Here is an 11,584-nt window from a genome sequence, read left to right as displayed (position 1 = left end):
CAAGGAGATGCAGAACGATGAGCAGCACCGATTCCGGCCAGCCAGAGCCGTCGACCACCACTCCCGACACCGAGGTCCACCCCGCCGGCGTCGCGACCCAGACGCTCCCCCAGCCGACTGCTCACACCTCCTCCGCGCCGCAGCCGACCCACCCCGCGCCGACCACCTGGTACGGCGCCCACGAACCCGCCGGACCGGTGTTCCCCCCGCCACCGGCCCCCGGGGCGGCCCCGCAGCAGCAACCCGAACCCCAGCCGCGCCAGCGGCGCCGGGTCGGCGAGCTCTTCGCGGTGGCCGCACTCACGGCCGCCCTCGCCTCGGGCGGCACGTACGCCGCGACCCAGCTGGGGTCGCAGGACTCGCAGACCCCCTCCGCTACGAGTTCCTCCTCCAGCCTGGGTCGCGGCTCATCGACCGCACCCGTCTCCCAGTCGAACCCCCAGTCCCCGAACTGGACCGACACCGCGGCGGCCGTCTCACCGAGCGTCGTCGCGATCAAGACGGACAGCGGTGAGGGTTCCGGTGTCATCATCGACGGTTCGGGCCACGTGCTCACGAACAATCACGTCGTGTCCGGCGCCCAACAGCTCACGGTCACCTTGTCCGACGGTCGCACCTTCAAGGCGACGATTCAGGGCACCGATCCCTCGACCGACCTCGCCGTCGTCACGATTCAGGGCGCCCCGGATGACCTCACTCCCATCGCGATCGGCAATTCCGACGACCTCAAGGTCGGCGACCCCGTCATGGCGATCGGCAACCCGCTCGGCCTCGCCGGCACGGTCACGACCGGCATCGTCAGCGCCCTCAACCGCCCGGTGACGACGGAAGCCGCTCAGGAGCAGCCCCAGCAGCAGAACCCGTTCGGCAACGGGTTCCCGGGCCAGCAACAGCAGCAGTCGAGCAGCGAACCCGTTGTCACGAACGCGATCCAGACGTCCGCGGCGATCAACCCGGGCAACAGCGGTGGCGCGCTCGTCAACGCCAACGGCCAACTCGTCGGCATCAATTCGTCCATCGCGTCCCTCGGGTCCTCGAGCTCGTCGCAGAGCGGCAACATCGGAATCGGCTTCGCCATCCCGGTCAAGGAGGCCGCGTCGATCGCCGATCAGCTCATCAAGACCGGCAAGGCCGTCCACGCCTATCTCGGCGTCGCTCCGGTCGACGGCAGCGCCTCCGATGGCAACGCCACCCGGGCCGGCGCGAAGCTCCAGACCGTCTCGTCGGGCACGCCCGCGGAGAAGGCCGGACTCAAGGTCGGCGACGTCATCACCGCAGTCAACGGTGAGCGGGTCGACTCTGCCGAGGCCCTCGTCGCCCACATCCGCGAATACTCCGTCGGCGACACGGTCAAGCTCACCGTGCTGCGCAACAACGCCACCCAGGAGCTCACGGCCACCCTGGCCACTGCCCCCTCGAACTGATCCCGGCGGTGGGCCCGAACAGGGATGGGCCCACACCCGACCACCCAGGAAGCCACATCACACCTGAGTGATCCGGTGAGTACCCCGACTCATGGAGTCGGGGTACTCGTCGTTCCACCCTGTATCCATGAACACGCAGCTGCAGGACGTGCGGCGCCTCGAAGCCGAGTTCGCCGATGCTATGAACCGCATGTATGCCGTCGGGAACGGTCTCGCCCGGATGCGCGCCTCACTGGAGATGGAGCAGGGGTCCCCGGCACCTGCGCCGACCCCCGCCGTTGCGTCAGACGTGCCGGCCGCCCCCGTTGCACCCGTTGCTTCTGGTGCGCCGGCCGCTCCCGTCGCGGCGATGACTCCAGTTCCGGCCGCCAGCGCGACCCCGCTCCCCCGCGTCGAACCGGTCCCGTCGTGGTGGCAGCGAGAGGGCGCCGTCACCAAGGTCCTGGCGCTCGCCGGAGCCGTGGTCACCCTCATCGGTATCGCTCTCCTCCTTGCCCTCGCGATGCAGCAGGGATGGTTCGTCCCCGAGCTGCGCGTCACCCTCGGCGTCCTACTGGCCGTGGGGCTCGTCATCGCCGGTCACGTCGTCCGATCCCGCGAGACATCCCGGGGTCGCTCGAGTGCCGCTCCGGTCGCCATTGCCGCGACCGGGTATGCCGCGGGCTACCTCGACGTCGTGGCCGTCACGACCGTTTATGGCTGGGTTCCCCGCACCGCGGGGCTCACTATCGGGGCGGTCGTCGCCGTGAGTGGCCTGCTCCTCGCGCGTCGTTGGGATCGGCAGCTGCTCGCCGCGCTCACGGTCCTCGGGGCGACGTTCCTCGCTCCGGTGGTCGCCGAGGGCTTCGGTGACGCCGTCTCTCTCTTCGTCGTCGTCCTGTCCGCCGCTGCCCTCCTCGCCAAGGGTGATCGGGGCTGGCCCATGTTGGCGCTGGCCCGGACCGTGCCGGCTGCCGGCTCGATCTTCCTCGGCATCGTCTTCTCGGCCGGCGACGGGTCACCCTCCAAGGTGGCGATCATCGCTGCCGGCACCCTGACGCTCCTGGCACTCGTGGGTGCGGTGTCGGCCGGTCGCTTCGACTCCCACGACCTCGTGGGCTCCGCGACGGTGGCGGGTTCGGCGATCACGCTCCTCATCGCGTTCGGTGCGCACGGCGAAACCCTGCGGACGACCGGGTTCGGCCTCGTCGCAGCCGCCTTCGCCGTCGCACTGGCCATCACCTCGCGCCCGCCGGTCGGGCCGGTCCCGACGCCGTTGGCCGCGACCACCGGTGGCGTCTCGGGGGTGGCCGCGCTCCTCGCCGTCATGAGCGGTGCGCCGGAGCGCTGGGTCGTCACCGGAATCCTGATCACCGCGCTCGGGTATGCCGCAGCTGCCGTGACGACGCGCTCCCGAGTGACGCTGTGGGTCGCCACCGGGACTGCGGTCGTCGCGTCGATCGCCTACCTCGGCCACCCGACCGCCTACTTCTCCATCGGGTCGGCCGAGCAGCACGACGCCGTGACCGCGCTGCTCGACAGCCTTCTCGCGGGAGGCGTCGCAGCCCTGGGCGCCTGGGGTGTCGACGTCGTTCGTGGCATCCCGGCGCGGCTGCGTCGCTCGACCCGGATCGCCGCCCTGATCGCGGGACTCACCACCTCGGCCGTGGGAGTCGTCTCGCTCGGCCTGATCTTCGGCGAACGGTTGGGCTACACCCAGACCGGCTTCGTCGCGGGGCACGCCCTCGCCACCGTGCTCTGGATGCTCACGTCCGCGTGGCTCCTGCTGCGTGGGCTCAAGGCGCAGGCCCACCGCGACCTGGCCCTGCGCCTGGGACTCGGCCTCGCCGCGGTGAGCGTCGTCAAACTCTTCCTCTTCGACCTCGCGACGCTCGACGGGGTGTGGCGGGTGGCGGCCTTCATCGTGACGGGACTGCTCCTCCTGGCCAGCGGGACGGCATACGCGAAGGCTCTGGAGCGCACGCGACCGCCAACGGCGGCCGCCTGACAGACTTCCCGCATGAAGCGGGATGCCCAGTGGGACGAGGCCGTGCACGAAGTCAGGGGTGACCTGCACGGCCTCGTCTCCACTCATGAGGACCTCGTGCGGCGGTGGTCCGAGCCGCATCGGGGCTATCACGACCTCCAGCACCTCGACGAGGTCATCGACGCACTCGACGAGCTGCGTGGGACGGCCATCGACCTCGACCAGGACTGGGCGGCCACGGTGTTCGCGGCGTGGTTCCACGATGCGGTCTACGACCCGGCCACGCCGTCGGACAACGAGCGGCTGAGTGCAGAACTCGCGCGAGAGGCCCTGTCCCAGAACGGAATTGAGGAGTCGGCGGTCGACCTCGTCGTGGCTCTGGTGGATGCAACGGTCGCGCACGATGTGCTCGAGACGCGCGGGCCGCTCGCCGCGTTCCACGACGCGGATCTGTGGATCCTGTCCGCGCCGGTCGATCGCTTCGACCGATACTGCGCAGACGTGCGACAGGAGTACGTCGTGGTGCCGGACGATGCGTACGCCAGCGGCCGGTCCGCGATCCTCGAACCGTTCCTCGCACGGGACACGATCTATCGGACGGCGTGGGCTCGACAGCACTGGGAGCCCCGGGCACGCACCAACCTCAGTCGCGAACTCTCGCGGCTGCGCGGCTGAGCACACGATCCACGAGCATGCCCAGGGTCGCGGCCACCGCGATGGCCGCGATCGCACCGAGCAGTGGATTCTCCTCGACCCAGTTCCCGGCAAGGGCTCCGATGGCGACGCTCCAACCGGCCCACATCGTGGCTGCCACGGCGGAGAGGAGGACGAAGCGACGGCGGTCGAACGACCCCGCACCGGCGGTGACGTTGACCGCGACCCGGCCGACGGGGATGTAGCGCGCGACGATGATGGCCAGTCCCCCGCGTCGGTCGAGTTCGTCCTCGGCCCTGCGGAAGGCGGACCGCATTCTCGGACGTGGACTGTTGCGCAGCCGGCCCAGCCCGGAGCGACGGGCCGCTGCAAAGGTGAGGTTGTCGCCGAGGAAGGCACCTACGGCTGCGGCGGCGCCCAGTGCGAGCAAGTGGGGCGAGCCGTGCGCCGCTCCGAAGGCGGCCAGCGTGATGACGACGGACTCGCTCGGCACCGGCGGCAGGAGCGCGTCGAAGGTCGCGAGCAGGAAGATCGCGGGGAGGACCCACAACGCTGCAGCGTTCTGTTGGATGAGCTCGTTGATGGCTTCGAGCACGCGAATCGCCCCTGTTCGCAACGGTTCCATGCTCGGCGACGTTCGCCGGGCCAGCCGTTCCCTCCAAACTAGGGAGGCGCTCGGGCACGCGACATGGGGGCCGACCCCCGTTGAGCCCTGATCCGGGACGGCGACCGTTCGGGGTACGCCGGGGTGCCGTCCGAGCGCGCCCTTCGTGACCCGCGACGCGTCAGTGGTGGGCGTGCCCAGCGCCGCCTGCGGAATCCTCGAGAGCCTCCAGCAGGGGCCACCAGTGTCGGCTCCCCAGGTCCGCGGCGTGGCGCTCGGATGCGAGCCATCTGGCGGTTCCGGCAGCGAGCGAGTCGTGCGGACCGGGCAGGCCGAAGACCGCGAAGCAGGCATGCGGCGTGGGCCAGCCGTAGTCGACATCCGGCTCACGCACGACATTGCGCACGTAGCCGACAAGGTGAGCTCGGTGTGGGTTCAGTCCGAAGTCGGCGGCGAGGGCCGCGACGGCCTCGTCGGCCCGCTCACCGGATTGCACCCGACGCGTCGGCAGATCGGGTCCGCCGCCGTCGGCTCGTTCGACGACGAGCACGCCCCGGGCATCACGGACCAGTGCGCGCACGACCACGGTGTTGGGTGGGGCGTCGTCCTGCCGGGACGCAATGACGTCCGCCCGGCTTCCCGGTGGAAGCCACGGCGCCTCGGGCGTCGACGTGACCACCCTTTCGTGCTTGCGCTTGGGGATGCGAAGTCCGCTGTCCCGCAACCGTTTCAGCAGTTCGCGCCCATCCACGGACACGGCCCCTGCGGCGACGAGCTCGGCGTGCCGTTCCTCGGGGACGTCGTAGTGGTCGCCCTCGAAGGCTCGCCGCGGCAGCCCTGCCCGCTCCGCGAACTCGTGGAGTTCCGCATAGGAGGTCGTGCTCACGAGGTGGGACCAGAGGCGGCCGTGCGCCGGCCAGGCAGGCGGGTCGATGAGGAGCACCACGCGATCGTATGCCGTCCACCTCACCCGGGCCTGTGGATAACTCCGCGGTCGATTTCGCGAAGTTGCTTAGCGTGAGGGGCAGTTGACGCACCACCGGGTGCGACGCACAGAGAGGGGACCCAGACATGGCAGCCCAGTTCCAGGTCGACACCGAACGCATCCAGACGGCGTCCGGCGACATCGCCCGCATGTCCGGCGAGATCGAGGCCCAGGTGGCGCAGATGCTCGCCCGCCTCACGGCACTTCAGGACGCGTGGAAGGGCGGGGCGGCAACGCAGTTCCACGGCGTCGTCACCCAGTGGCAGGGCACGCAGCGCCAGGTGCAGGCCTCGCTCGACTCCATCGGCCAGGTGCTCGGCGCGGCTGGTGCACAGTACGCCGACACCGAGGCACAGAACATGCGCATGTTCAGCTGACGCGGGTCCCGACGCGGACGCTGACGCGCACCCAGACACCGGTGGCGGGAGCGACACCCCTGAGGTCGCACCCGCCACCGGCTGGTTCCTGTGTTCCCTGCGCTTTCTACTCCGTCGTGACGGCTCGCAGGATGTCGAGCCTCGAGGCCCGCCAGCCCGGCCACCAAGCCGCGACGACTCCGACGAGCCCGGCGAGGGCGACGAAGAATCCGAGCTGTGGCCACGGCACCGCGAGCACATCGATCCCGTCGTCGGCGAGCGACCGCTGCAGCGCGACCCCGAAGGCGACACCCAGACCGATACCCAGCGCCGCACCCAGCAGGGCGATGACGATGGACTCGAGACGCAGCATCCGCTTGAGCTGGCGGCGGCTCAGACCGACCGCCCGCAGCAGGCCGATCTCCTTGGTCCGCTCGATGACCGAGAGGGCCAGGGTGTTGATGATGCCGAGGATCGCGATGATCACGGCCAGGCCGAGCAGGGCGTAGATCAGATAGAGCATCTGGTTGATCTGGGCCCGCTGCTCGTCGGCGAACTCGCCCTGGTCCTTGACGGTGACGACCGGCAGGTCCGCGAGCGCCTTGTCGAGGTCGCGTCCCACCTGGACGGCGGAGGCGCCGGCCTCACGGGTGATGAAGGCGTAGGAGTCGGTCTTCGGCCCGCCGAGGGATTCCAGCGCGGGAAGGCTGAGGAGGTAGTCCGAGGACAGCAGCGCCGAGTCGCCGTGGATGGCACCAACGGTGAACGGCTTCGTCGTGCCACCACGGGTCAAGTCGATCTTCGACCCGACGGACAGCTTCTCCGCCTTGGCCAGCTCCTCGGACACCGACACGGTGGTCGTGGTGAGACCGGCGAGCTTGCCTGCGACCATCGGCGTCGGACCGAGCACCCCGATGTGGCTGGGGTCGATGCCGGTCACCTGCCGGTCGGAACCCTTGACCGTGACCTGGTCCCAGCGGAAGGCCGCGACCTGGTCGACGCCCTTGACGGCGGCGAGCTCGCGGGTCACTTCGGGAGAGAAGGGCGTCCCCACGACGCTCGAGACGACGTAGTCCGCGACGAACTCCTTGTCGACGGCCTCGTCGACGCTGGCCTTGGCGCTCGCCCCGAACACCGCCATCATCGACACGAGAGTCACGCCGATCATGAGGGCAGACGCGGTGGCACCGGTGCGGCGGGGGTTGCGCTGGGCGTTCTGCTGGGCCATGAGCCCGACCGCGCCGAAGGTCTTGCGATAGATCCATCCGATGCCGGCGATGACGGGTCGCCCGACGAGTGGGCTGATGAGGGCCACGCCGAGGACGATGCCGAGGATGCCTGCGCCGACCCAGTACGTCGCCTTGGGCACGTCGGCGAAGAGGCCCGCTCCCAGCAGCCCGATGCCGACGGCGCTGAGGATGGTGCCGACGATCGTGCGCCCACGCATCCCACTCTCGGCGAGGATCGCGTCGTCACGCATGGCGGCCACCGGCGGAACCTTGCCCGCGTTGCGTGCCGGGAGGTAGGCCGCGACCAGAGTCACCACCAGTCCGACGACGAGGGACACGACGATTGTGCGCGGCGCGATGATCAGCGACTGGCCACTCAGGTCGAGTCCGAACTGTCCGAAGAGGGCGCGGATCCCCATGGCGATGACGACACCGAGGCCGAGGCCGAGGATCGAACCGATGAGGCCCGTGACGGTCGCCTCGAAGAGCACCGAGCGCGCCACCTGGCGTCGCGTCGAGCCCAGCGCCCGGAAGAGTGCCAACTCCCGCGAGCGTTGCGCCACGAGGATGCTGAAGGTGTTGACGATGAGGAACGACCCGACGACGAGGGCCACCCCGGCGAAGATGAGGAGGAACGTCGTGATGAACCCCAGCGCCTCCTGGACGTCGGTCGCTGCCGCGGCGGCCGCCGAGTCACCGGTCACCGCCTCGTAGTCCTTGGGGAGCTTGGCCGCGACCGCATCCCGCAACTCCTCCTGGCTCGTGCCGGAGGCAGCCGTCACCCACACGTCGGAGTAGACGTCCTTGCCCTCCATGAAGAGGGTTCGCGCTTCCTCGGTGGTGAAGACCGAGATGCTGGCGCCGGCGGTGCCGCCCTCCATGCGGGTGATCCCGACGAGCTTGGCCTGGATGCGCGGCTGGGTGCCGGAGCTGACGAGGTTGATCTTCTCGCCCACGAGGTAGCCGGCCTTCTGGGCCGTCTTCTCGTCGAGGACGACCTCGCCATTTGCCTGAGGCCAGTGACCGCTCGTCAGGGTGAAGGGTTGCAGACCCTTGGCCGCCGGGCCGTCGGTGAAGTTCACGCCGATGCCGGGCGGGCCGAAGCCGCCGATGAGCTTGCCGTTCTTGCCCACGACGAAGGTGCCGAAGTTGGTGATGTTGCCGTCGGCACGCGCGGCGCCGGGTACGTCCGCGAGCTCCTTGACGAGCGATCCGGGGACGGTCGCGGTGGACGGCTGCGACTCGAGGTCACCCTGCCCAGCCGCGACCGGACGCACGACGACGTCACCGACGGTGCTCGTCATGATCGAGTCGAAGCTGCGACCGAGTGTGTCGGTGAAGACGAACGAGCCGGCGACGAAGGCGACTCCGAGGATGATGGCGAAGGCGCTCATGAACAGCCGCAGTTTGCGGGCCATGAGGCTCTTCCAGCTGGCGCGGAGCATGGGTCAGCCCTGCACCTTCGCGTCGAGGCTCTTCATCGTCTCGAGGATCCGCTCGGGCGTCGGCTCGCGCAGCTCGGTCACGATGCGTCCGTCGGCGAGGAAGACGACGCGGTCGGTCCAGCTCGCCGCACCCGGGTCGTGGGTGACCATGACGATCGTCTGCCCGAACTCGTCGACCGAGCGGCGGAGGAAGCCGAGGACCTCGGCGCCGGACGTCGAGTCGAGGTTGCCGGTGGGCTCATCCGCAAAGATGATCTCCGGTCGGCTGACGAGAGCGCGGGCACAGGCCACGCGCTGCTGCTGCCCACCGGACAGCTCACCCGGTCGGTGTCCCAGGCGGTCACCGAGCCCCACCGTGGAAATCACCTGGTCGAACCAGGCACGGTCTGGCTTGCGCCCCGCGATCGACAGCGGCAGGAGGATGTTCTCCTCGGCGTTGAGCGTCGGGATGAGGTTGAAGGACTGGAAGACGAAGCCGATGTGGTCACGCCGGACCTTGGTGAGGTCCTTTTCCTTGAGGGTTGTCAGCTCGATGTCCCCGAGCTGCACCGACCCTCGCGTCACCGAGTCGAGCCCGGCGGCGCAGTGCATGAGGGTGGACTTGCCGGACCCGGACGGGCCCATGATCGCGGTGAACTCCCCCGCGGCGATGTCGAGGCTCACACCCTTGAGGGCGGTGACGGCGGTGTCGCCGGAGCCATAGGTCTTGACGAGGTCGGTGACTCGGGCGGCCACCCGAGCAGTGGCTGGCGTGGTGTCGCGGCGCTCGGGGGCGAGGTCTGTGGTCATGCCGTCAACGGTAGGCGGGCGGACGGCATACGCGCTCTGGGTTTCTGCCCCGAGACGACCCTGAGAAACCCCTGAGAGGTGACCACACGAAAGGGCGGCCTCCCCTCTCGGGGAGACCGCCCTTTGCGATCAGTGCGCTGGGCTCAGAAGCCCATGCCGCCCATGTCGTCGCCACCGGGCATCGCCGGCGCAGCCTTCTCGGGCTTGTCGGCGATGACGGCCTCGGTGGTGAGGAAGAGCGCGGCGATCGACGCGGCGTTCTGGAGCGCGGAACGCGTCACCTTCGCCGGGTCGATGATGCCGGCCTTGATGAGGTCGACGTACTCGCCGGTCGCGGCGTTGAGGCCGTGACCCGACTCGAGGTTGGCAACCTTCTCGGCGACGACGCCGCCCTCGAGACCACCGTTGATGGCGATCTGCTTGAGCGGGGCCTCGATCGCGACACGCACGATGTTGGCGCCCGTCGCCTCGTCACCTTCGAGCTCGAGCTTCTCGAACGCAGCCTTGCCGGCCTGGAGGAGAGCGACGCCACCACCGGCGACGATGCCCTCCTCGACGGCAGCCTTGGCGTTGCGCACGGCGTCCTCGATGCGGTGCTTGCGCTCCTTGAGCTCGACCTCGGTGGCCGCGCCAGCCTTGATGACGGCGACGCCGCCGGCGAGCTTGGCGAGGCGCTCCTGGAGCTTCTCGCGGTCGTAGTCGGAGTCCGACTTCTCGATCTCGGCGCGGATCTGGTTGACGCGACCCTGGATCTGGTCCTGGTCGCCCGAACCCTCGACGATGGTCGTCTCGTCCTTGGTGACGACGACCTTGCGGGCCTTGCCGAGCAGGTCGAGCTCCGCGGTGTCGAGCTTGAGGCCGACCTCCTCGGAGATGACCTGGCCACCGGTGAGGATGGCGATGTCGGCAAGCATGGCCTTGCGGCGGTCACCGAAGCCGGGAGCCTTGACGGCGACCGAGCGGAAGGTGCCCTTGAGCTTGTTGACGACGAGCGTCGACAGGGCCTCGCCCTCGACGTCCTCGGCAATGATGAGGAGCGGCTTGCCGGACTGCATGACCTTCTCGAGGAGGGGCAGCAGGTCCTTGATGGAGCCGATCTTGGAGTTGACGACGAGCACGTAAGGGTCGTCGAGGACGGCCTCCATGCGCTCGGGGTCGGTGACGAAGTAGTGGCTGATGTAGCCCTTGTCGAAGCGCATGCCCTCGGTGAGCTCGAGCTCGAGGCCGAAGGTGTTGGACTCCTCGACGGTGATGACGCCTTCCTTGCCGACCTTGTCCATGGCCTCGGCGATCATCTCGCCGATCTGGGGGTCAGCAGCGGAGATCGAGGCCGTGGCAGCGATCTGCTCCTTGGTCTCGACGTCCTTGGCGTTGGCGAGCAGTTCGTCGCTCACTGCAGCGACGGCCTTCTCGATGCCGCGCTTGAGCGCCATCGGGTTGGCACCGGCGGCAACGTTGCGCAGGCCCTCCTTGACGAGTGCCTGGGCGAGGACGGTCGCCGTCGTCGTGCCGTCACCGGCGACGTCGTCGGTCTTCTTGGCGACCTCCTTGACCAGCTCGGCGCCGATCTTCTCGTAGGGGTCGTCGAGCTCGATCTCCTTGGCGATGGACACACCGTCGTTGGTGATCGTGGGGGCGCCCCACTTCTTCTCCAGCACGACGTTGCGGCCCTTGGGGCCCAGGGTGACCCTGACGGCGTCGGCGAGGGTGTTCATGCCTCGCTCGAGTCCGCGGCGTGCCTCTTCATCGAAAGCGATGATCTTGGCCATTCGGGTGGTTCCTCCCACGCGAATCGAAGGTGTCGGCCAGGCGGCGCCCGCGACGGACGAGCCGTGCCCGCGAGCCTCATGTCATGCGCGCGTGCCGACCCTCACCGGTCTGGCCATGATGGGTACTGCGATTGGCACTCGTCGAATGCGAGTGCTAACGCCATTATTGGCACTCTCGGGTGGAGAGTGCAAACGGCTCCGGTATGCCGTCCGCTCCCTTTCCGCTGCCCCCTCACCTGCTGTGGCCGGTCCACTCGCCGAGCCCCTCGGCCTTCGTCAGCGAATTCCTTCGGCGGAACGCTCAACCTCCGAGCCTTCGCACCCGTAGTGATGGGCAGCAGCCACGACGAGTGGCTCACGATC

At 69.1% G+C, this 11,584-nt stretch carries 9 protein-coding genes; 4 read left to right on the top strand and 5 right to left on the bottom strand.

What is annotated here, in order from left to right; genetic code table 11:
* Positions 1-17 precede the first annotated feature (17 nt).
* The 3 genes from N803_RS14385 to N803_RS14375 all read left to right on the top strand — a co-directional run bounded on the left by N803_RS14385 (position 18) and on the right by N803_RS14375 (position 4,065).
* Positions 18-1,424: a S1C family serine protease gene (locus N803_RS14385; protein WP_035906538.1), complete on the top strand. Its 1,407-nt coding sequence runs from the start codon at positions 18-20 to the stop codon at positions 1,422-1,424.
* Positions 1,425-1,551: 127 nt separating this feature from the next.
* Positions 1,552-3,411, top strand: a complete 1,860-nt coding sequence (locus N803_RS14380) for a DUF2339 domain-containing protein (RefSeq protein WP_035906536.1) — start codon at positions 1,552-1,554, stop codon at positions 3,409-3,411.
* A gap of 12 nt (positions 3,412-3,423) precedes the next feature.
* The gene (locus N803_RS14375) at positions 3,424-4,065 is read left to right on the top strand and encodes an HD domain-containing protein (protein WP_035906534.1); all 642 of its coding nucleotides are present in this window, start codon (positions 3,424-3,426) and stop codon (positions 4,063-4,065) included.
* On the opposite strand, the gene N803_RS18605 is transcribed toward N803_RS14375, so the two are convergent.
* Entirely contained in the window at positions 4,034-4,639 is a 606-nt protein-coding gene (locus tag N803_RS18605; protein ID WP_052112322.1) for a DedA family protein, read from the bottom strand. The two genes, N803_RS14375 and N803_RS18605, sit on opposite strands and share 32 nt — an antisense overlap.
* Before the next feature lie 190 nt (positions 4,640-4,829).
* Positions 4,830-5,591, bottom strand: a complete 762-nt coding sequence (locus N803_RS18060; RefSeq protein WP_245617293.1) for a DUF4031 domain-containing protein — start codon at positions 5,589-5,591, stop codon at positions 4,830-4,832.
* A gap of 128 nt (positions 5,592-5,719) precedes the next feature.
* Between N803_RS18060 and N803_RS14360 the strand changes: the two genes are divergently transcribed.
* On the top strand, positions 5,720-6,010 hold the full coding sequence (locus tag N803_RS14360; RefSeq protein ID WP_035906531.1) for a WXG100 family type VII secretion target: 291 nt from the start codon (positions 5,720-5,722) through the stop codon (positions 6,008-6,010).
* Positions 6,011-6,116: 106 nt separating this feature from the next.
* Here N803_RS14360 and N803_RS14355 read toward each other — a convergent pair whose 3' ends face one another.
* The 3 genes from N803_RS14355 to groL all read right to left on the bottom strand — a co-directional run bounded on the left by N803_RS14355 (position 6,117) and on the right by groL (position 11,221).
* A complete protein-coding gene (locus N803_RS14355) occupies positions 6,117-8,663 on the bottom strand; it encodes an ABC transporter permease (protein WP_035906530.1) in 2,547 nt (848 codons plus the stop codon).
* A 3-nt stretch (positions 8,664-8,666) separates the two neighbouring features.
* A complete protein-coding gene (locus tag N803_RS14350; protein WP_052112321.1) occupies positions 8,667-9,452 on the bottom strand; it encodes an ABC transporter ATP-binding protein in 786 nt (261 codons plus the stop codon).
* Between the two features lie 143 nt (positions 9,453-9,595).
* The gene (gene groL, locus N803_RS14345; RefSeq protein ID WP_035906527.1) at positions 9,596-11,221 is read right to left on the bottom strand and encodes a chaperonin GroEL; all 1,626 of its coding nucleotides are present in this window, start codon (positions 11,219-11,221) and stop codon (positions 9,596-9,598) included.
* Between the last annotated feature and the right edge of the window lie 363 nt (positions 11,222-11,584).

The sequence above is a fragment of the Knoellia subterranea KCTC 19937 genome (assembly GCF_000768685.1).
GTDB lineage: Bacteria > Actinomycetota > Actinomycetes > Actinomycetales > Dermatophilaceae > Knoellia > Knoellia subterranea.
This window is presented reverse-complemented; position numbering and strand designations above follow the sequence as displayed.